This window comes from Enterocloster sp. HCN-30185 (genome assembly GCF_037890305.1).
GTDB lineage: Bacteria > Bacillota > Clostridia > Lachnospirales > Lachnospiraceae > Enterocloster.
Genome location: NZ_JBBKBT010000001.1, coordinates 109,147 through 128,583, shown reverse-complemented (window position 1 = coordinate 128,583; position 19,437 = coordinate 109,147). Strand labels below are relative to the sequence as shown.

The following is a 19,437-nucleotide window of genomic DNA, read 5'->3' as shown; positions in this document are numbered from 1 at the left end:
GATGTCAAATTCTCCTTTATTCCCCGGAGGGGTGTTCCTTTTTCGGAAGGATTAAAGCCAGCTCCTCCTCAAACAAGTCTAACTGGCGGACAGACAGCTTCAGGCACAGCTCTACCTCTTCTGCGGTCATCTGTGCCAGAGAATGCTGCTCCGCCTCAATCAGGGGGATTACAATCTGCCGGCAGAGCTGAGTCCCTTTTTCTGTCAGGTATACTGCCTTGGTATTGCCGGCTCCGGCTAACTGCTCCAGACTTACATATCCATTTTTTACCAGACCACTGATGGCAGAGTTCACTGTCTGGCGGGGCAGGCTGCAAAGCTCAGCCAGCTCGTGCTGAGTAAATGGTGTGGTATGTTCATCTGCTTCTGTTTCACAGAGACAGTAAAGAATGGAAAATGCAGTATCAGAAAGATGACAGGCCGCTGCATAGGTGTGGTAGAGATTGCACTGACGGCGGTATAACTGGTTAAATTTAAGATTTAATTCTTTTGCGGTATGGCTGCTGCACATGGCTGAGGCTCCTTTATAAATTGATAATCCGATTTCGGTTTTTGTATAGGAGAGTATAAATCCGAAAGCGGATTTTGTCAAGAGGGAACTAGCCGGGGATGTATTGCTCCTTTAGATACTATTGACAGATAATAGGACAGCTGTTACATTATGAAAAAATGAGATAAAAAGGAGCACAAAAATGAAAGTAATCATGTACGGAACCCATCTCTGCAAAGATACATTATATGCAATTTACAAGCTGGAGGATAAGGGAGCAGACCTGGAATTTAGAAATATCTCAGCCAGCCTGACGGAAATGAAGGCATTTTTAAAGATCAGGGATGAGGAGGCTCTGTTTGACGGGCCAAAGAAAGAGGGAAAAATCGGAGTGCCCTATTTTGAACTTGAAAATGGAATGAAGACGCTGGACCTGCAGGAGGTATTAGAACAGATATAACAGGGAAAGTGAAAATTCTTGCATATCCCTTCCAAACGTTGTATACTAAAACCAGTCACGGCTGCGCAGGGCAGCCAGGTTCACACCAAAACCAGGAGGGATTGCAATGATTGAAGCAACGAGCTGCGGCGGTGTGGTTATATTTCGAGGAAAGATCCTGGTGCTGTACAAGAATTACAAAAACAAGTACGAGGGCTGGGTTCTTCCCAAAGGAACCGTAGAAGCTGGAGAGGAATATAAGGAAACGGCGCTGCGAGAGGTCAAGGAAGAAACCGGGGTCAGCGCCTCCATCATCAAATATATCGGAAAAAGCCAGTATACCTTCAATACCCCACAGGATGTTGTGGAAAAGGATGTACATTGGTATCTGATGATGGCCGACAGCTATTACAGCAAACCACAGCGGGAAGAGTACTTTCTGGATTCCGGATATTACAAATTTTACGAAGCCTACCATCTGCTGAAATTCTCCAATGAAAAGCAGATCCTTGAAAAGGCCTATAATGAATATCTGGATCTGAAGAAGAGTAATCTTTGGGGAAGCAAGAAGTATTTTTAGAGAATAAGGACCTGTTGGGAAATGCATAGGTAAAGGCATTTGTCGGCAGGTTTTTATTTATAGGGAGATAGAAAGGGGGATCGAAAGTATGGCCTGGCCTAAAATTTCAGTAGGAAGCTCCGACTTTGCAGAATACCGCAAAGGGAATTACTATTATGTTGATAAGACAGGATTGATCGAGGAATTATTAAAAACACCGGGAATCAAGGTTACATTGATTACCCGGCCCCGGCGGTTTGGAAAAACTATGAATATGAGTATGCTGGCAGAATTTTTTGATATCAGAAAGGACAGCCGCCCCATATTCAGTGGGCTGAAAATAGCAGATAATAAGGAACTTTGCGAGGCGTGGATGAACCAATGGCCGGTCATCCATGTGACATTCAGATCTGTATTCGGAAGCTGTTTTAAGGATGCCTATTCCATGATAGAGGCTGTGATCGCAGAGCTTTATAAGCAGCATATCTACTTACTGGAAAACCCTGAAATGATGGTATATGATCGAGAAATATTTGATCGTATTGCAGGAAAAAAGGCTTCTGGGGAAGAAATTAAAAACAGTCTTCTATTTCTTACAAGGCTGTTGGAACAATATTATGGAAAAACGGTGATTCTGCTGATAGATGAGTATGATGTGCCTCTTGCTAAGGCCAGTGATAAGGGATATTATGAGGAAATGCTGTATGTGATCCGCGGTATTCTTCAGGCTCTGAAGGATAATTCCTTCCTGCATCTGGCGGTTGTGACAGGCTGTCTTCGGATTGCCAAGGAAAGCATTTTTACGGGAACAAATAACTTTATTACAGATACAATATCGGATAATCGTCTGGATGAATTTTTTGGCTTTACGCAGGAAGAAGTAGACAGGATTCTTGCAGATACTCAAAATACTTCTCATAGTCAGGAAATCAAAAACTGGTATGATGGATATCGTTTTGGAAGCATAGATGTGTACTCGCCCTGGGATGTGATGAACCATATAAATGCATTATGCCTGGATCCTCAGGCTATGCCCAGGAGCTATTGGCGCAATACAAGCGACAATGCTATTATCCGTTCTTTTATTGATCAGGCAGAAAATGATACTATAAAACAATTTGAAATCTTGCTTTCAGGAGACAAAATTTCTCAGAAAATAGAGGAAGATCTTACTTATGATTATCTTCATGCATCTGCAGAAAATCTTTGGAGTATTCTGTATTTAACGGGATATCTTACAGGAACTGAAAAAGAGGAGGGACGCCAGGAATGGAATTTATGGATTCCCAATCTGGAGATTCGTGAAATTTTTGAAGATACTGTGATAAAATGGTTCCATGACAGTGCCCGTTTATGGGAAAGAAAGGCTCTTTTTCATGCAGTATGGGAGCGTGATGAAGAGAAGCTGACAGAGGAGATGACAAAGCTTCTTAGAAAAACAATCAGCTACCATGACTACAAAGAAGATTTTTACCATGTTTTTCTGGCGGGGATTTTTGCCGGTGCCGGATATATCGTAAAATCAAACAGAGAGCATGGAGACGGCCGCAGTGATGTTGTAGTTCAGGACTACGATGGAAACAGGATTGCAGTATTTGAGGTAAAATATTCCCGCCGCCTGGAGGATCTGCCCTATGACTGTGAAAGAGCCATAAAGCAGATTGATGTCAGACGGTATGGGGAAGAATTTGCTGAGGATTACAGTACCGTGATCTGTTATGGGATCGCATTTTATCGGAAGCGGTGTATGGTGAAGGTAAAGCCTACCTCTCCCTGATCACCCCGCACCCAATCACAACCCCAGGATTCCCGGACGGCTGGCTGGTAAAGTCATCCAGTCCGCTGTGGAGGACCACAGACCGTCCCATGATTTCCTTTACTGTAAAACGCTTGTCATAGAAAGCAAGCCATCCATACCCGCTGTTTCCCATAACAGGCAGAAGATCGCCGGAATGCCAGGGGTGTGATGTGCCTGTGGGATTATAGTGGCCGCCTGTTCGTGTGAATCCCGCGGAACAGTCTCCATTTTCATGGATATGCAGGGCGTAGAAGTCGGTGGAGCTGGAAATTCCCTTATTGGGGAGCCGGAAAAATTCCCCTTCGATCAAAACACCGCCGTAAGGCGTATCATAAAAACGCACCATACCGCTTAAGCCGGGAGCATAGGGCGTGTTTCCGCGGATCCAGGCCAGAGCCGCAGGTGTCTGAAACTGCAGGATCTGGGCGAAGCGGTCGCCGGGGGTGGAGGATTCAGATTGATTCATAAAAATCTCCTGAAAGTGCCATTTACAACAGCATATGATCGGAAGCATCCGTATGTGCCGGGGAAAGGCCGGAAAAATATTCGATCACCGTCTGCATGGCCGGAGATACCCATTTGTCTTTGTGGTAGAGAAGCTGCCTCCAAAGCTCCGGCTTAAATTCCGGCACAGAAAGCCGTACCAGCCGCCCGCTTTTTAGGGCGGCTTCTGTTACATAATCAGGCAAAAATGACACTCCGGCGCCCTGAGTCACAAGGGTACATAAAAGATCTGCACTGCCAAATTCCAGAACCGGGCGTACCTCCAGGGAGAACCGGGCCAGATGCTCGTCCATCAGACGGCGGTAGCTCATCCCCTTTTCTGTCAGGAGAAATGGAAAGGTGATCAGTTCTCGGACCGGTACAGTCAGAGAGGAAAAGGGAAGAAAGCCGGGAGATGCCACGAAATGAGCCTGGATCCGTTCTTCCGCACCGATGATATAGTCGCTGTTGTAAACATGATGATCCAGCGTATAGACCAGGTCTGTTTCATTTTGATTCAGCATCCGGAACAGCTCCTCCGTGCTTGCAGTTGCCATTTTCAGAGTAATTCCCGGATAGGCAGCACGGAAATTTTCATAGTGCTCTCGCAGGATCCAGCAGGCAAGGGAATCTGCCAGAGCCATGCGCACATGGCCGCTTACAGAGGGCTGCGGCCTTAATTCTTTTTCCATGTCCACTGTCAGCTGTTCCAGACGATGGGCATAATTGAGCACCTTCCGGCCGGCCTCTGTCAGTGCGACCGTATGATTGATCCGCTCCAAAAGCCGCACATTCAGCATTTCTTCCAGCTGGCGGATCTGGAATGACACGGTAGACTGGGAGTAGCCCAGCTTTTTGGCAGCTTTTGTAAAGCTGCACAGTTCCGCTACCTGAATAAAGGTTTCCATATTTTTCGTATCTATGTTCATTTCTTTCGCTCCTGTACTTTATCCTGCTAACAATCGAAAATGTAGATAGTTGAGATTTAAACTATCAATTTTACAAATGATAATAACTATTATATACTGGAACACAGAAAAAATCTATGTTCTATATAGAAGGAGTGTCTAAAACTATGGTTACGTTAATTCAAACGGTGTATCAGTTTCTGTGGGGAGATCTGATCACCCTGCCTCTGCCTGGGGGCGCAGGCATAAGCTTTTCTCTTTTGGTGCTTTTGCTGATCCCTACAGGTATTTATTTTACTCTGCGGACCCGTTTCCTTTCCCTGCGTTTATTTAAGGATATGCTGAGGATTACTCTGGAGCGGAAGGATGGAGAAACAACTGCGCTTTCTGCCTGTCAGACGCTGGTAGTTTCCACTGCCACTCGTGTAGGAATGGGAAATCTGGTAGGCGTTGTGGCTGCGATTTCCGCAGGCGGAGCCGGAGCCGTATTCTGGATGTGGGTCACAGCCCTTCTGGGTTCCACTACCGCCTTTATTGAGGCTACGCTGGCTCAGCTTTATAAGGAAGAGGATCCTCTTTACGGCGGTTACCGGGGAGGTCCTGCCTACTATATGCATAAATTTTTCCAGAAAAATAAGAAGCAGACCCGCTGGTTCCCTCTTTCTGTGCTCTTTGCAATATCAGGCCTGATCTGCTGGTGCGGCATCAGCCAGGTAATCAGCAATTCAGTGGCCTCCTCCTTTGAAAATGCATTTAACATTCCGCCTCTTTACAGCACCATTGTACTGGTGATCCTGGGCGCTGTGATCGTTCTTCGTAAAAATGCCACGGTAAAAGCCCTGGATGCCATTGTGCCTGTAATGGCCGGTCTGTATCTGCTGATCACAGTGGGAGTGATTCTGTTAAATATCGGCCAGATTCCGGCTGTGCTTGAGCGCATCTTTTCAGAGGCCTTTGGACTGCGCCAGGCAGTGGCCGGCGGAATCGGCGCAGTGATCATGAATGGTGTAAAGCGCGGCCTCTTTTCCAATGAGGCCGGTTCCGGCTCTGCTCCCTGCGCCGCAGCTACCGCAAAGACCGATCATCCTGCCAAGGTGGGACTGGTTCAGGCTTTGGGCGTATTTATTGATACCATTGTAATCTGCAGCTGTACCGCATTCTTAATGCTCTTAGCTCCGGATGAGATTACCGGCTCTCTGGCAGGAATGGATCTTTTACAGGCTGCTATGGGATATCATCTTGGCAGGTTCGGTGTGATCTTTATCGCAGTGATCCTGTGGCTGTTCAGTTTTTCCACCTTCCTTGGAATCCTGTACTATGCCCGCAGCAATGTTTCCTATCTGTTCGGAGACAGCTGGGCCGCCCAGACCGCCTATAAGGTTCTGGCGCTGGTGATGCTCTTTATCGGAGGACTGGCTGCTTATACCATCGTATGGGATTTGGGCGACGTAGGCGTTGGCCTGATGACAATCTTCAATCTGATCGCTCTGTATCCTATGGCAGGAGAAGCGCTGGCTTCTCTGAAGGATTATGAGGAAAAGAGGGCAAAGGGAGTGCTTTGAAATAGCATCGAGGTCTGGAGTCTGGTGTCCAGAGCTCCGGTTTCCGGCCATAAGAAAAACTAAGGGGATGAAATTTTTCTAAAAGCAAAAGCCATATCAAAAACTCGGTGCGCTCAGACAGGTTTGATATGGCTTTTAACGAAAAATTTAATCCCCTAAGGTTTTCTAATGGCCTTCAAAGTCGCTCTGGACACCAGACTCCAGAAGCCAGGCATATCGAAAAATACATAATAAAATCTCTCAGGATGATGATTCTGGGAGATTTTTGTTATGTATTTTTTAGGTAAATGTGATAGAATGGATACATTACGGCAGATTGGAGATATGTGCATGAATTTGATAGCAGCAGCAGATGAAAACTGGGCCATTGGAAAGGATGGGGGGCTTTTAGCTCATCTTCCGGGGGATATGAAATTTTTCAGGGAAACCACGAAGGAAAAGGTGGTAGTCATGGGGCGTAAGACCCTGGAGAGCTTTCCGGGCAAAAAGCCCTTAAAAAACAGGGTTAATATTGTGCTCACCCGAAATACGGACTATGCTCCTGAGGGTGTAACTCTGTGCGGCAGCGTGGAGGAAGCGCTGGAGCTTTTAAAGCAGTATGACAGCGAGGATGTTTTTATCATTGGAGGCGGAACGGTCTACAGAGCATTTCTTCCTTATTGTAAAAAAGCCTATATTACCCACATTTTCCATACCTTTCCTGCGGATACGGTATTTCCGGATCTGGATCGGGAGCCGGGATGGAAGCAGACAAAAGTGCTGGGAACGGGAGAGGACAATGGGATCCGCTACGAATTCCGCCTGTATGAGCAGCAGCCGGTATCGGACGGGAAAGGGGGGATTTAGCAGATGAACCTTATTGTATCAGCGGATAAACACTGGTCGATCGGGAAAAATGGCCGCCCACTGGTAAATATTCCGGCGGAGCGCCAGCTTTTATTAAAGGAAACCGCCGGGAAGGTGGTTGTGATGGGAAGGAAAACTCTGGAAACACTGCCTGGAGGCCAGCCTCTGGGAGGGCGTACCAATGTGGTTCTTTCCGCAGATCCGTCCTTCAAGGCCAGAGGCGCTGTGGTCTGCCGCAGTATGGAAGAGACCCTTGCATATTTAGAGGAGTTTGATCCAAAGGATATTTATATCCTGGGCGGAGAAAGCATTTACCGGCAGTTCCTGCCTTACTGCGATACCATTCATCTCACTGCCATTGATTATGTTTATGATGCAGATCTGCGTTTCCCTGTGGATCTGGATCAGGCTTCGGACTGGAAACTGGCAGAGGAGGGGGAAGAACAGACTTATTTTGACCTCTGCTATACCTTTTGCCGCTATGTGAGAACCGGGATGTGACAAAATCCTTAAAAACAGTTGTAACATTCATTGGAAAATGATAATATGAAGTCTGTGCAGCAATACATTTTCACGACAGATTCAATGATGCAGACATCAGAAAGGGGGGATGACTTATGAAGAATGATGGAACCGTATTTACACTTGAAAATGAGGAACTGCTGATCACCGTGGATCGTCACGGGGCAGAGCTTACAAGGATTTATGACAAAAAGGCCGGCAGAGAGCTTCTCTGGGGAGCAGATCCGGCAGTCTGGAACCGCCATGCGCCTGTACTTTTCCCGTTTGTAGGAAAGAGCTTTGAGGGAAAATATACCCATGAGGGGAAAGAGTATGGTATTACGCCCCACGGCTTTGCCAGAGATATGGAATTTGAACCTCTGCTCTGCGATATGGATGAATGCTGGTTCCGGTTAAAGGATACTCCGGATACCTATGGGGTTTACCCCTTCCATTTTGAGCTGGAGATAGGGCATCGGCTTACGGGGCGGACCATTGAAGTGATGTGGAGAGTAAAAAATCCCGATTCCGGGGAGCTTCTTTTTATGATCGGCGGCCATCCGGCCTTTCAGGTACCTGAGGGAAAGACCATTTACGATTATACGCTGGTATTTAATAAAGAAGGAAAAGAAGCGGGAAATCATCAGGAGGAGCTTCACTATCTGGCGCCCAATGACCAGGGATATCAGGTGGAGGAAAAGACCGGCAACTTAAAGCTTAAGGACGGTCAGGTTCCGGTGACAAAGGGATTCTTTGACCAGATCCTTACCTATATGTTTGACGGGGCGCAGATTTCAAGCGTGGGTCTTCTGGTTGACGAAACGCCCTATGTGACCATAGACTGCGGCGATTTTCCATACCTGGGCGTATGGACCATCGAGGCAACCCATCCATTTGTATGCCTGGAGCCATGGTACGGCCTGTGCGCTCCCGACGGATATAAGGGAGAATTAAAAGACCGGCCGGGCATCCAGAAGCTGGAAGCCTGGGGAACCTGGGAGAAGAGCTACAGCATCCGGATCGAATAGAACCGAGGAGCTGAGTCTTATAAATACACATGCCATTAGAAGCGCATCTGCGGTTTTGGGGTATGAGTGAAAAAGAGGAGGAAAATCATGTACAAGATCGTTAAGGCAGAATGTCTGGCGGACAAGATCTATCTCATGGACGTAGAGGCGCCCAGAGTAGCCAGAGCCTGCCAGCCGGGAGAATTTGTTATCGTAAAGATTGACGAGGTGGGAGAGCGTATTCCTCTGACCATCTGCGACTTTGACAGAGAAAAGGGACTGGTGACCATCGTATTCCAGACCGTAGGCGCATCTACCCAGCGCATGGCGGAATTAAAAGCCGGAGATTATTTCCAGGATTTCGTAGGCCCCTTAGGACAGCCATCTGAGTTTGTAAAGGAAGACATCGAAGAAGTAAAGAAGAGAAAGTATCTCTTTGTGGCAGGAGGCGTAGGCTCTGCTCCCGTATACCCTCAGGTAAAATGGATGCATGAGCACGGCATTGAGGCGGATGTGATCGAGGGCTCCAAGACAAAGGATCTGCTGATCCTGGAGGATGAATTAAAGGCAGTAGCCGGAAATCTCTATGTGACCACAGACGACGGCTCCTATGAGCGCAAGGGCATGGTAACAGACGTGATCAAGGATCTGGTGGAGAATCAGGGCAAGAAGTATGACGTCTGCGTAGCCATCGGCCCCATGATCATGATGAAATTCGTATGCAAGCTTACAAAGGAGCTGGGAATTCCGACCATTGTAAGTTTAAATCCAATCATGGTAGACGGAACCGGCATGTGCGGCGCCTGCCGTGTAACCGTTGGCGGAGAGGTGAAATTTGCCTGTGTAGACGGACCGGAGTTTGACGGCCATCTGGTAGATTTCGACCAGGCCATGAAGCGCCAGCAGATGTACAAGACAGAGGAAGGCAGAGCCATCCTTAAGGCTCAGGAAGGAGCCACCCATCACGGCGGCTGCGGAAACTGCGGAGGTGACGAATAATGGACGTTTTAAAGAGAGTACCTATCAGAGAACAGGAGCCAAAGGTAAGAGCAGCTAACTTTGAAGAGGTCTGCCTTGGCTATACACAGGAAGAAGCACAGGAGGAGGCGTCCCGCTGCTTAAACTGCAAGAACGCACAGTGCGTAAAGGGCTGTCCCGTATCCATCAATATCCCTAAATTTATTTCAGAGGTAAAAGAGGGCAAATTTGCGGATGCAGCAGCTACCATCGCTGAGTCCAGCGCCCTTCCCGCTGTCTGCGGCCGTGTATGTCCTCAGGAGAGCCAGTGCGAGGGAAAATGTATCCGCGGCATCAAGGGCGAGCCGGTTTCCATCGGAAAGCTGGAGCGTTTTGTAGCGGACTGGTCCAGAGAAAACGGCGTCGTTCCCGCAAAGCCTGAGACCACCAACGGCATCAAGGTAGCTGTCATCGGTTCCGGCCCTTCCGGTCTGACCTGTGCAGGCGATCTGGCAAAGATGGGCTATGAGGTAACGATTTTTGAGGCACTTCACGAGCCGGGCGGCGTATTAACCTACGGTATCCCGGAATTCCGTCTGCCAAAGACCAGAGTCGTTCGTCCTGAGATTGAAAATGTAAAGAAGCTGGGCGTTAAGATCGAGACAGACGTGATCATCGGAAAGTCCGTAACCATTGACGAGCTGATGGACGAAGAGGGCTTTAAGGCCGTATTTATCGGCTCCGGCGCAGGACTTCCCAAGTTCATGGGAATCCCCGGTGAAAATGCCAACGGCGTATTCTCCGCAAATGAGTACCTGACCAGAAGCAACCTGATGAAGGCATTCAGAGACGATTATGACACACCGATCTTCCTGGGCAAAAAGGTAGCCGTAGTAGGCGGCGGAAACGTAGCCATGGACGCTGCCAGAACCGCACTTCGTCTGGGCGCAGAGGTACATGTTGTATACAGAAGAAGCGAGGCAGAGCTTCCGGCCCGTGTGGAGGAGGTTCACCATGCAAAGGAAGAGGGCGTACAGTTTGACCTTCTTACCAATCCGGTAGAGATCCTGACCGACGAAAATGACTGGGTAACCGGCATGGTAGTTCGGAAAATGGAGCTTGGCGAGCCGGATGCATCCGGACGCCGCAGACCAGTAGAGGTAGAAGGTTCCGACTACACCATCGAGGTAGATACGGTGATCATGTCTCTGGGAACTTCACCAAACCCGCTGATTTCTTCTACCACAGAAGGACTGGAGACCAACAAGTGGAAATGCATCATTGCAGATGAAAGCAATGGAAAGACCACCAAGGAAGGCGTATACGCCGGCGGCGATGCCGTAACAGGCGCAGCTACCGTGATCCTGGCTATGGAGGCAGGTAAGGCAGGTGCGAAGGGGATTGATGAATATCTGAAGGGAAAAGAGGCCTGAAGAATATAAATAAAGCAGTAAAGGATGTCAGATCAGGGAAGCATTGACTGGCATCCTTTTTGCATTCTCAATAAAAACTCATTATAAAACACAAGACTATGGTGGGAAAATGTGATAAAATGATAACGCTTCCTGTTGCAGTAGAACAAGAAACAGTTTGGTTAAATAGAAATCAAATGGCTGAATTATTTGGTAGAGATATAAAAACGATTGGTAAGCATATAAATAACGCTTTGAATGAAGAATTGTAAAGTACCCCTGCAACAGTCGCAAAATTTGTGACAGTTCAAAAATTAGTAATTTAACTATCGTTTTACTGGAAAAACACCTCTTTCTGTGTTAGTATAAAAATATGTTCTTGCTTCCGGAAATGCCGGGGGGGGGGGTATATAAATGTACCGTAAAATAAGTTTAGTGGACGCAGAAAAGGTTTACATTAAAACATTTGGGGGATTTGACCTGTATTATAGGGGGAAAGAGATTGATTTTTCAAATGCCAAAGCAAAAGAACTGCTGGCAGTTCTGGTAGACCAGGGTGGCAGGGAAATCAGCCTGCATGAGATGGCCCAGATTCTTTCGGACGGGGAAGATGATGAAACGGCCAGACAGGCAGTTCATGTGGCGTGGTTCAGGCTCAAGAAAACGCTCGTCAGCTATGGGCTGGGAGATATCGTGAGGGAAGGCCGCGGATTTTATGCGCTGAACCGCCGGCGGATCCGGTGCGACTGCTGGGAGATGCTGGAGGAGAATGAAGACCGTTACTTTATGGGCGAATATATGCCGGAGTACAGCTGGGCAGAGGTTACATTGTCATATCTGCTCCAGAAGTTTGAGGAAATTAAAACCCGGAAAATAAGGGAAGCACAGAACGAATAATAAAGTAATGGGGGAAAAAGGACTGCAGGGCAGAATACCTGCAGTCCTTTTTTTGGAAATTATGTAAAAAAAACGGTACTAAAATAAAAACACTTTGAAAATGTTACGAAAATACAGGAAACATGCATAACAATGCAAAACTGTAACGGTACTGATAAGGTTCATGGTGTATCTTATTAAAGGATAGTTAATAAAAATTAAGTTTTTATTAAGAATACGATTAAAAGCGGGAGAGATATTTAATGAGTCAGAGGGAAGGGCAAAACATATTTATAAAAACCTTTGGCGGGTTCGATGTATTTGTAGACGGGAAACAAGTCCATTTTTCCAGTGAAAAGGCAAAGGAAATGCTGGCGGTTCTGGTGGATAAGAGAGGGAGCAGCGTATCCTTATCACAGATGGCCTGGCTGCTGTATGAACAGTCACCGGAACAGACCGCCAAAAATAATCTTCGGGTGATTTATTACCGGCTGAAAAAAATACTGGAGAATAACGGGATTGGCGGCATGCTGATCAAAAAGAGAGGAAGTTTTGCGGTGGACGCCAGCAGCTTTATCTGTGATGTATACGAATTTGTGGAAGGGAATCCCGACTATGTCCCCTTGTTTCTGGGAAACTATATGTCCGGTTACGAGTGGGGGCAGGAGGTAGTGCCCTATTTAAACAACCTTTACTGCCAGTACTGTGAAACGCCTATGAACGGACTTTCCGATCAGGTTCATGAGACGATTCTCAGTCAGAGGAAAAAAGGCGGAAAGAGAAAATGACGGATCAACTGGAAATGATAGATATCCACGCTCATATTCTGCCGGGAATTGACGACGGAGCCAGAAACTGGGAGGAAACCGGCCGTCTGCTGGAGGCAGCCTGGGCGCAGGGAGTCCGCCATATTATCGCAACCCCCCATTTTTCCAGAAAGACGGATATGGAGCAGTTAAGACAATTAAAAGCAGGCGTCCGGGAGCTGGCTCACAGAAAAGGGCTGGAACTTGAAATAAGCCTGGGACAGGAACTGCGGTATTTTGAAGAACTGCCGCTGTATCTGGAACAGGGCAGAGCGCTCACACTGGCAGAAAGCCGGTATGCTCTGGTGGAATTCAAACCGGGAGATGGATTTCAGACCATAAGACGGGCAGTCCGGGAACTGGTCCAGTCTGGATTTATTCCCGTATTGGCTCACGCAGAGCGGTATCTTTGCCTTCGTGAAACAGGCAGGACCGAGGAGCTGGTTCAGAGCGGAGCCTGTCTGCAGGTCAATGCAGAAAGCCTGACAGGCGGTCTGTTTGACCGGACGGCAGCCTGGAGCCTGAAAGAAATCCAGAAGGGGAGGATCCACTTTGCCGCCAGCGATATGCACCGGCCGGATACAAGGCCGCCCAGGCTGGAAGAGGCATTTAAAAAACTGTCAAAAAAGCGCGGCTGTCCGGATGCGGCCACCATATTTGGGAAAAATCAGAGATATATTCTGGAAAACAAGGTACTGTAGCAAAACTATTATGAAAAGAAAAGGAAATGTTATACCATGGAAAAGAAGTTTGATGACAATGACGAGATACAGATCGATCTGCTGGAACTGGCCTATGCTTTAAAAAAGAAGCTGTGGCTGATCATCCTGGGGCTGATCGTAGGAGCTTTCGGAGCGGGGCTGTACAGCAAGATCCTGCTGACGCCCATTTATAAATCCACCGCAATGGTCTATGTACTTTCAAAGGAAACAACTCTTACCTCACTGGCAGACCTGCAGATCGGTAGCCAGCTTACCAAGGACTACAGCGTACTGGTAACCAGCCGTCCGGTATTAGAGCAGGTGATTGAAAAACAGAAGCTGGATATGAACGTGGATCAGCTGAAGAGCAAGATCAGCATTGGAAACCCGGCAGATACCCGTGTGCTTTCTATTACCATATCGGATACAGATCCGATCCGCGCCCAGGCGCTGGCAGAAGAGGTAGCAAAGACTTCTTCCGATTACATAGGCGATATTATGGAAATGGTTCCGCCCAAGATCATCGAGGAAGGCGTACCGGCAGAAAAACCAAGTTCTCCAAATGTGAAAAAGAATGCGGCTATGGGCGGTCTGGCAGCAGCCGTACTGATCAGCGGAATTATCTGTCTGGGAGTGATCATGGACGACACTATAAAGACAGAAGAAGACGTGGAGAAATATCTGGGACTTACTGTACTGGCTTCTATTCCGGATGTGGATGAAACCGGCAAATCAGAAAACGAAAAGGGAAGAAAAAAGAAGAAAACGAAGGGAGCGGTGTAAAAAATGGAGATGAGACTGGAATTAAAAAATACGGAACGAAATGATTATTACTATGAAGAAGCCATTAAGACACTGCGTACCAATATCCAGTTCTGCGGCAGCAGCTTAAAAACCATTCTCTTTACAAGTACCGTATCGGGAGAAGGAAAAAGCGCTACTACAGTAGCCGTAGCTTCTTCTCTGGGAAGTATCGGGAAAAGGGTTCTTCTGGTAGACGCGGATATCCGCAAATCCGTACTGGTGAAGCGTCATGAGATCAGCGGTCGTCCCAACGGCCTGTCCCAGTATCTCAGCGGCCAGAAAAAGCTTGGAGAAGTTATTTACCACACAAATATGGAAAATGTGGACATGATCCTGGCAGGCCCCTATTCTCCCAATCCGGCAGAGCTGTTAGAGGATGAACTGTTCAAAGTCCTGCTGGAAAATGCAAGGGAATTGTATGATTACATCATAATCGATACCCCTCCCATGTTAAACCTTATTGACGGCGCGATCATCGCAAATCAGTGTGACGGAGCTGTGATCGTAGTGGAAAGCGGGGGCATCAGCTACCGTATGGCCCAGAAGGTAAAAGCCCAGCTGGAAAAGAGCGGATGCCGGATCCTGGGGGCAGTCTTAAACCGGGTGGGAGGAGAGTACGGCTCAGGCTACTATAAGAAGTATTACGGCAAATATTATAAGAAATATTACGGAAAATACGGTAAGTACGAGCGTTACGGATACGATTCCCCAAAAGAAAGAGAAAACATTGAAGAAAGCAGATAAGAAAAAGAGAGAATGGCTGGTTACAGCAGCGGTTATTCTGGCAATCCTGTTTGCAGCTGTTTCCTGGAATCTGTATCAGGAAAAAAAGCTGGCTGCCGCCGAGGCACAGCTCTGGAGAGAGCAGGCCGGTACATCACAGAAAGAGGGGAAAGCCGGATACGGACAGGTACAAAACACCATCGAATACAAAGGAAAAACATATCGCCGGAATACCTATGTAAAAGCCATTCTGTGCATGGGGATCGACCGGAGGGAACCTCTGACAGAGACGAAAACAGCGGGAGCGGGGGGACAGTCCGACGGCATCTTTCTGGTCGCCCAGGACACGGCCAGAGACCGGGTGCAGGTTCTGGCCATACCAAGAGACACCATGACCCCCATTCCCCTTACAGATCTGAGCGGAAATATCCTGGGCTATGATACGCAGCATCTCACACTGGCCTATGCCTATGGGGACGGAAGAGAAAAAAGCTGCCAGTTTATGTGCCAAGCGGTGACAGAGCTTCTGGACGGCCTTCAGATCGACGGATACATGGCTGTAAGCATGGGAGCGCTGAAACCTCTTAATGACGCGGTAGACGGCGTAACCGTAACCATTGACGATCCGGAGCTGGAAAAAAGAGATCCGGCCTTTAAACCCGGAGCCTCCGTAACCCTGATGGGCGATCAGGCCGAAGCTTTCCTGCGCTACAGGGATACAAGAAAAAGCCAGAGCGCCGTAGCCCGTCTGGAGCGCCAGAAGGGATATATCGCCGGTTATGCGGAGGCCGTGAAGAAAAAGGCCTCACGGGAAGAGGGAGTTGCATTAAAGCTTCTGGAAACGGCAGCTCCCTATATGGTAACAAATCTTTCCAAGGATCAGTATCTGGATATGATGATGGCATTTATTGGAAGCAGCCAGCAGCTGGGGGGAGATGATATCCGCACACTTCCGGGAGAAGGAGCAGAGACAAGGATCTATGACGAATACCATCCGGATCCGGAAGGAGTAACACAAATGGTTCTAGACCTGTTTTACAGGGTTGAAGAATAGAACAAATTTATCAGGAAAGGAAAGGTGAACGATCATGAAGAAAAAGGCAGTAGTTATTGCAATGGCAGCAGCTCTTGCGGTTTCACAGTATGCAGCCGTATTTGCGGCAAACAGTCCGGGAACCGGAGTTGTGATTCCCAATGAGGACAGCGACGGCGATTATGACATCGGAGAGCGCGTGGATCAGGTAACAGGCGGATCTTCCTCAGCATCAGGCACAGGAAATTCCTCAGCCGCCACGCCGGGAGGACAGACCGCAGCCCAGATTACGGTTCCCACTGAAAGCGGAACAGCCAGCCAGAGCGGCGGCCAGGCCGTAGTAGGAGATACAGGCATCGAGTTTGTACAGGGAAGCGAAAGCGCGGTAAGCGGACTTCCGGAAACCGTTGTATCCACCATTAATGCCATTAATACCGGAAACAGTCTGGCAGAGGCCGGAACCGGTCTGGACTTAAGCGGCTACAATGCACTGGTAGGAACCACCGCAGTTATGACCTATCAGGCCGGAACCAGAGTGGAAAAAACAGGAGCTACTAATATGCCTGTGTATGTCCCAAATCTGGTAGAGGGCCTGGGAACCGTACAGGTGCTCTTCTACAACAACATGACTTCCAAGTGGGAGCTGATCACGCCTACATCTGTGGATGTGGCAAAGAAGATGATCCATGTGACCATCCCGAACTCGGGAACATTTTCAGTTATTTATAAGCGCTGATACACAGACTGTCAGCGCTGGCCCCGGCTGCCTTAGACAGTCAGGGCCGGCGCTGGTCAAAGTTAGATTCAAAGGAAACGGGGATAAAGGAATGAAGTCTGTGAGTATGAAAAAAGCTGTGTTTTTATTAGATTGAATTCAGACTGGAGGTTAATTCTTCCTGCCAGTTATATATATTTTCCATAATAGTACATATAGGATGAAATTATAGGGGAAAGACAAATGAGTGAAAAATTAAGAAGAACGAAAAAGAAAATGGAACACTGGAAGGTCGTTACTCTTTTACTGATTGTATACGATTTCCTGGCAGTGATTTTATCGTATTTTGCAGCATTATGGCTGCGGTTTGACTGTAAGTTTAATGAAATTGAATTGCCGTATTTACAGGTATATTATCACACGATTCTGATCTATGCCGTGTTCTGCATCATTGTGTTCTGGTGCTTTCGGCTTTATAAGAGTATCTGGCGGTTCGCCAGTTATTCAGAGCTTCTCAGAATGATTTTTGCCACAGCAGTCACAAGTATGGTGTATACAATATCCGTAACCGGCTTTATTTTACGGATGCCTGTATCCTATTATCTGTCCGGTCTTCTGATTCAGTTTACATTGACACTGGGAGTCCGCTTTTCCTATCGTTTTATCCTGCTTTTAAGAGCGAAAAAGGATGATGCCAGGATCGAAAAGAGAGTTATGCTGATCGGCGCAGGAAACGCAGGCCAGATGATCCTGCGCGACATCAGAAATACAAAAGAGATCGATGAGAAGGTTTACTGTTTTATCGATGATGATGAGAATAAATGGGACAGATACATCGATGATGTGCCTGTTTTTGGCGGAAGAGACCGCATTATGGAGGCGGTGGATAAATTCAAAATTGAGAAAATATACGTTGCGCTCCCAAGCGTCAGACCGGAGGACAAGAGAGAAATTCTCAGGATCTGCAATGAAACCTCCTGCGAACTGATGAACCTGCCGGGAATGTATCAGCTGTATACCGGACAGGTATCCGTCAGCAAGATGAAGCCCATTCAAATCGAAGACCTGCTGGGCCGCGATCCCATAAAGACGGATATGAAGGACGTGTTTGCATACATAACCGGAAAGGTCGTGCTGGTAACAGGAGTGGGTTCCATCGGTTCTGAGCTTGCAAGACAGATCGCAGCCCACAGCCCAAAGCATTTAATCCTGTTTGACGTCTATGAAAATAATGCCTATGACATACAATTAGAGCTGAGAAAGAAATTTCCAAATCTGAAGCTGGATACCATCATTGGATCTGTACGGGACAGCAGAAAGATATTCCAGATTTTTGAGGAATACAGACCTGATATCGTATACCATGCGGCCGCTCATAAGCATGTTCCCCTGATGGAGGACAGCCCCTGTGAGGCGATTAAAAATAATGTAATGGGAACCTATAAGACAGCCTATGCTGCCATGGCCCATGGCTGTAAGAGGTTTGTCCTGATCAGTACGGACAAGGCGGTAAACCCGACCAATATCATGGGAGCCTCCAAGCGCCTGTGCGAAATGATCATCCAGGCCTTTGACGCCAAGATAAAGGAAGGAAAAGCCTACGAAATCCCGCAGTTATTTACCCACGGAATGCGTGAGGTAATCACAGCACCGCAGCTGATGGAAGATTTAAAGACCACAAAAACGGAATTCGTGGCAGTGCGCTTCGGTAATGTACTGGGAAGCAACGGCTCTGTAGTTCCGCTTTTTAAAAAGCAGATTGAAGCCGGAGGCCCAGTGACGGTTACGCATCCGGATATTGTCCGGTATTTCATGACCATTCCCGAGGCAGTAAGCCTTGTCCTCCTTGCAGGAACCTATGCAAAGGGAGGAGAAATCTTCGTTCTTGATATGGGAGAACCTGTAAAAATAGACACTCTGGCCCGGAATCTGATCCGTTTATCCGGTTACACGCCGGATGTGGATATAAAGCTGCAGTACACCGGCCTTAGAAGCGGAGAAAAGCTCTTTGAAGAAAAGCTTATGGCGGAAGAGGGCTTAAAAAAGACACAAAATAAGCTGATCCACATTGGCTGCCCAATCCCCTTTGATATCGAGGAGTTTTTACAGCAGCTGGACGAGCTTCTGGAGGCTGCTTATAAAAATAAGGATGATATGAGGGAGAGAGTACAGAGGGTTGTGACTACATATCATCCGGCTAATTCATAAAGAGATACAAAGGATGCAGGAATCGAATTGTCGCCCTGTCGCATTTGAGGATGGATCTGTCATAAAGGGAAGGCACGACTTACGGGTCGAATAAACCGGTGAGATGGCGAAGCCTGCCCTTTTGGCAGATACAGGAATGGAGCTATAAATGTTCAATTGGTATGCAGTTCAGGTAACGACGGGAAAAGAAGAAAAAACAGCCTGTATGTGCAGACATGTCATAGATTCAGAGATACTGCAGGAGTGCTTTATGTGTAAACAGGTACGCGGAGAACAGGAGGCACTCTATGTGCCGGAGGCAGGAAAGACCTGTCCCACAGAGATTCTGGAAACACTGGCCAGCTATAATGCAGAGGGCCGTCCAATCTGGAAACCGATGCATATGCAGCCGATTTACCGGATGAATGGTTTTGTTACCAGAGAAGGAAACGGACGGGCAAAAACAAATGCCTATATTGCAGGCGGAGCAGTGGGAATGGATGGAAAACCGTTGGATGTGGGAATGGATCTGTTCCACAGAGGTCTGTGTCTGCCCAGTGATAATAAAATGACAGAGGAAGAACAGAGAGTAGTCATTGAGATGATAAGAAGCTGTTTTGAGTAAATAGC

Annotated in this window: 21 protein-coding genes and 1 pseudogene; 19 read left to right on the top strand and 3 right to left on the bottom strand. The window is 47.5% G+C overall.

Going from position 1 to position 19,437, the window contains the following annotated elements:
• Positions 1-16: 16 nt before the first annotated feature.
• The gene (locus WKT10_RS00600; RefSeq protein ID WP_066544487.1) at positions 17-511 is read right to left on the bottom strand and encodes a MarR family winged helix-turn-helix transcriptional regulator; all 495 of its coding nucleotides are present in this window, start codon (positions 509-511) and stop codon (positions 17-19) included.
• Between the two features lie 181 nt (positions 512-692).
• Between WKT10_RS00600 and WKT10_RS00595 the strand changes: the two genes are divergently transcribed.
• The 3 genes from WKT10_RS00595 (at position 693) to WKT10_RS00585 (ending at position 3,265) form a co-directional block, all read left to right on the top strand.
• The gene (locus WKT10_RS00595) at positions 693-950 is read left to right on the top strand and encodes a glutaredoxin (protein ID WP_066544481.1); all 258 of its coding nucleotides are present in this window, start codon (positions 693-695) and stop codon (positions 948-950) included.
• A 106-nt stretch (positions 951-1,056) separates the two neighbouring features.
• Positions 1,057-1,509 carry an NUDIX hydrolase gene (locus tag WKT10_RS00590; protein ID WP_066544480.1) on the top strand — a complete coding sequence of 151 codons (453 nt, stop codon included), beginning with the start codon at positions 1,057-1,059 and terminating at the stop codon, positions 1,507-1,509.
• Between the two features lie 88 nt (positions 1,510-1,597).
• The gene (locus WKT10_RS00585) at positions 1,598-3,265 is read left to right on the top strand and encodes an AAA family ATPase (RefSeq protein WP_340274773.1); all 1,668 of its coding nucleotides are present in this window, start codon (positions 1,598-1,600) and stop codon (positions 3,263-3,265) included.
• Here the strand turns inward: WKT10_RS00585 and WKT10_RS00580 are convergent.
• Entirely contained in the window at positions 3,252-3,752 is a 501-nt protein-coding gene (locus WKT10_RS00580) for a superoxide dismutase family protein (RefSeq protein ID WP_066544469.1), read from the bottom strand. The genes WKT10_RS00585 and WKT10_RS00580 overlap by 14 nt on opposite strands.
• A 22-nt stretch (positions 3,753-3,774) precedes the next feature.
• Positions 3,775-4,698: a LysR family transcriptional regulator gene (locus WKT10_RS00575; RefSeq protein WP_066544462.1), complete on the bottom strand. Its 924-nt coding sequence runs from the start codon at positions 4,696-4,698 to the stop codon at positions 3,775-3,777.
• 146 nt (positions 4,699-4,844) lie between these two features.
• Between WKT10_RS00575 and WKT10_RS00570 the strand changes: the two genes are divergently transcribed.
• The 16 genes and pseudogenes from WKT10_RS00570 to WKT10_RS00495 all read left to right on the top strand — a co-directional run.
• The gene (locus tag WKT10_RS00570) at positions 4,845-6,239 is read left to right on the top strand and encodes an alanine/glycine:cation symporter family protein (RefSeq protein WP_340274770.1); all 1,395 of its coding nucleotides are present in this window, start codon (positions 4,845-4,847) and stop codon (positions 6,237-6,239) included.
• A gap of 330 nt (positions 6,240-6,569) precedes the next feature.
• Positions 6,570-7,085 carry a dihydrofolate reductase gene (locus WKT10_RS00565; RefSeq protein ID WP_337933635.1) on the top strand — a complete coding sequence of 172 codons (516 nt, stop codon included), beginning with the start codon at positions 6,570-6,572 and terminating at the stop codon, positions 7,083-7,085.
• 3 nt (positions 7,086-7,088) lie between these two features.
• The gene (locus WKT10_RS00560; protein ID WP_066544453.1) at positions 7,089-7,586 is read left to right on the top strand and encodes a dihydrofolate reductase; all 498 of its coding nucleotides are present in this window, start codon (positions 7,089-7,091) and stop codon (positions 7,584-7,586) included.
• A gap of 116 nt (positions 7,587-7,702) precedes the next feature.
• Positions 7,703-8,614 (top strand): aldose 1-epimerase family protein, encoded by a 912-nt coding sequence (locus tag WKT10_RS00555; RefSeq protein WP_066544452.1) that lies wholly within the window; start codon positions 7,703-7,705, stop codon positions 8,612-8,614.
• A gap of 87 nt (positions 8,615-8,701) precedes the next feature.
• Positions 8,702-9,592, top strand: coding sequence for a sulfide/dihydroorotate dehydrogenase-like FAD/NAD-binding protein (locus tag WKT10_RS00550; protein ID WP_066544450.1), 891 nt, complete (start codon positions 8,702-8,704; stop codon positions 9,590-9,592).
• The gene (gene gltA / locus WKT10_RS00545) at positions 9,592-10,983 is read left to right on the top strand and encodes an NADPH-dependent glutamate synthase (protein ID WP_066544448.1); all 1,392 of its coding nucleotides are present in this window, start codon (positions 9,592-9,594) and stop codon (positions 10,981-10,983) included. The genes WKT10_RS00550 and gltA overlap by 1 nt, the downstream gene beginning before the upstream one ends.
• 119 nt (positions 10,984-11,102) lie before the next feature.
• On the top strand, positions 11,103-11,234 hold the full coding sequence (locus tag WKT10_RS00540) for a hypothetical protein (protein WP_337434286.1): 132 nt from the start codon (positions 11,103-11,105) through the stop codon (positions 11,232-11,234).
• Between the two features lie 142 nt (positions 11,235-11,376).
• Positions 11,377-11,859, top strand: coding sequence for an AfsR/SARP family transcriptional regulator (locus tag WKT10_RS00535; protein WP_340274762.1), 483 nt, complete (start codon positions 11,377-11,379; stop codon positions 11,857-11,859).
• 242 nt (positions 11,860-12,101) lie between these two features.
• Positions 12,102-12,626 carry an AfsR/SARP family transcriptional regulator gene (locus WKT10_RS00530; protein WP_340274760.1) on the top strand — a complete coding sequence of 175 codons (525 nt, stop codon included), beginning with the start codon at positions 12,102-12,104 and terminating at the stop codon, positions 12,624-12,626.
• Positions 12,623-13,345, top strand: coding sequence for a CpsB/CapC family capsule biosynthesis tyrosine phosphatase (locus WKT10_RS00525; RefSeq protein ID WP_340274758.1), 723 nt, complete (start codon positions 12,623-12,625; stop codon positions 13,343-13,345). The genes WKT10_RS00530 and WKT10_RS00525 overlap by 4 nt, the downstream gene beginning before the upstream one ends.
• A gap of 36 nt (positions 13,346-13,381) precedes the next feature.
• Positions 13,382-14,128 (top strand): YveK family protein, encoded by a 747-nt coding sequence (locus WKT10_RS00520; RefSeq protein ID WP_340274757.1) that lies wholly within the window; start codon positions 13,382-13,384, stop codon positions 14,126-14,128.
• Between the two features lie 3 nt (positions 14,129-14,131).
• Positions 14,132-14,893, top strand: a complete 762-nt coding sequence (locus WKT10_RS00515) for a CpsD/CapB family tyrosine-protein kinase (RefSeq protein ID WP_340274755.1) — start codon at positions 14,132-14,134, stop codon at positions 14,891-14,893.
• Entirely contained in the window at positions 14,877-15,926 is a 1,050-nt protein-coding gene (locus WKT10_RS00510; protein WP_340274753.1) for an LCP family protein, read from the top strand. The genes WKT10_RS00515 and WKT10_RS00510 overlap by 17 nt, the downstream gene beginning before the upstream one ends.
• Before the next feature lie 34 nt (positions 15,927-15,960).
• The gene (locus tag WKT10_RS00505; protein WP_340274751.1) at positions 15,961-16,641 is read left to right on the top strand and encodes a hypothetical protein; all 681 of its coding nucleotides are present in this window, start codon (positions 15,961-15,963) and stop codon (positions 16,639-16,641) included.
• 222 nt (positions 16,642-16,863) lie between these two features.
• Positions 16,864-18,828 carry a polysaccharide biosynthesis protein gene (locus tag WKT10_RS00500; protein WP_340274749.1) on the top strand — a complete coding sequence of 655 codons (1,965 nt, stop codon included), beginning with the start codon at positions 16,864-16,866 and terminating at the stop codon, positions 18,826-18,828.
• Between the two features lie 250 nt (positions 18,829-19,078).
• Positions 19,079-19,432 (top strand): annotated as a pseudogene (locus WKT10_RS00495) (DegT/DnrJ/EryC1/StrS family aminotransferase); the annotation flags it as partial.
• Between the last annotated feature and the right edge of the window lie 5 nt (positions 19,433-19,437).

Bases quoted from the DNA above. Each gene is read 5' to 3' on its own strand.
- WKT10_RS00505 (WP_340274751.1), top strand. From the start codon at position 15,961: ATGAAGAAAAAGGCAGTAGTTATTGCAATGGCAGCAGCTCTTGCGGTT.
- WKT10_RS00575 (WP_066544462.1), bottom strand. From the start codon at position 4,698: ATGAACATAGATACGAAAAATATGGAAACCTTTATTCAGGTAGCGGAA.
- WKT10_RS00560 (WP_066544453.1), top strand. From the start codon at position 7,089: ATGAACCTTATTGTATCAGCGGATAAACACTGGTCGATCGGGAAAAAT.
- WKT10_RS00590 (WP_066544480.1), top strand. From the start codon at position 1,057: ATGATTGAAGCAACGAGCTGCGGCGGTGTGGTTATATTTCGAGGAAAG.
- WKT10_RS00500 (WP_340274749.1), top strand. From the start codon at position 16,864: ATGAGTGAAAAATTAAGAAGAACGAAAAAGAAAATGGAACACTGGAAG.
- WKT10_RS00565 (WP_337933635.1), top strand. From the start codon at position 6,570: ATGAATTTGATAGCAGCAGCAGATGAAAACTGGGCCATTGGAAAGGAT.
- WKT10_RS00555 (WP_066544452.1), top strand. From the start codon at position 7,703: ATGAAGAATGATGGAACCGTATTTACACTTGAAAATGAGGAACTGCTG.
- WKT10_RS00530 (WP_340274760.1), top strand. From the start codon at position 12,102: ATGAGTCAGAGGGAAGGGCAAAACATATTTATAAAAACCTTTGGCGGG.
- gltA (WP_066544448.1), top strand. From the start codon at position 9,592: ATGGACGTTTTAAAGAGAGTACCTATCAGAGAACAGGAGCCAAAGGTA.
- WKT10_RS00525 (WP_340274758.1), top strand. From the start codon at position 12,623: ATGACGGATCAACTGGAAATGATAGATATCCACGCTCATATTCTGCCG.
- WKT10_RS00600 (WP_066544487.1), bottom strand. From the start codon at position 511: ATGTGCAGCAGCCATACCGCAAAAGAATTAAATCTTAAATTTAACCAG.
- WKT10_RS00540 (WP_337434286.1), top strand. From the start codon at position 11,103: ATGATAACGCTTCCTGTTGCAGTAGAACAAGAAACAGTTTGGTTAAAT.
- WKT10_RS00535 (WP_340274762.1), top strand. From the start codon at position 11,377: ATGTACCGTAAAATAAGTTTAGTGGACGCAGAAAAGGTTTACATTAAA.
- WKT10_RS00520 (WP_340274757.1), top strand. From the start codon at position 13,382: ATGGAAAAGAAGTTTGATGACAATGACGAGATACAGATCGATCTGCTG.
- WKT10_RS00580 (WP_066544469.1), bottom strand. From the start codon at position 3,752: ATGAATCAATCTGAATCCTCCACCCCCGGCGACCGCTTCGCCCAGATC.
- WKT10_RS00570 (WP_340274770.1), top strand. From the start codon at position 4,845: ATGGTTACGTTAATTCAAACGGTGTATCAGTTTCTGTGGGGAGATCTG.
- WKT10_RS00515 (WP_340274755.1), top strand. From the start codon at position 14,132: ATGGAGATGAGACTGGAATTAAAAAATACGGAACGAAATGATTATTAC.
- WKT10_RS00595 (WP_066544481.1), top strand. From the start codon at position 693: ATGAAAGTAATCATGTACGGAACCCATCTCTGCAAAGATACATTATAT.
- WKT10_RS00585 (WP_340274773.1), top strand. From the start codon at position 1,598: ATGGCCTGGCCTAAAATTTCAGTAGGAAGCTCCGACTTTGCAGAATAC.
- WKT10_RS00550 (WP_066544450.1), top strand. From the start codon at position 8,702: ATGTACAAGATCGTTAAGGCAGAATGTCTGGCGGACAAGATCTATCTC.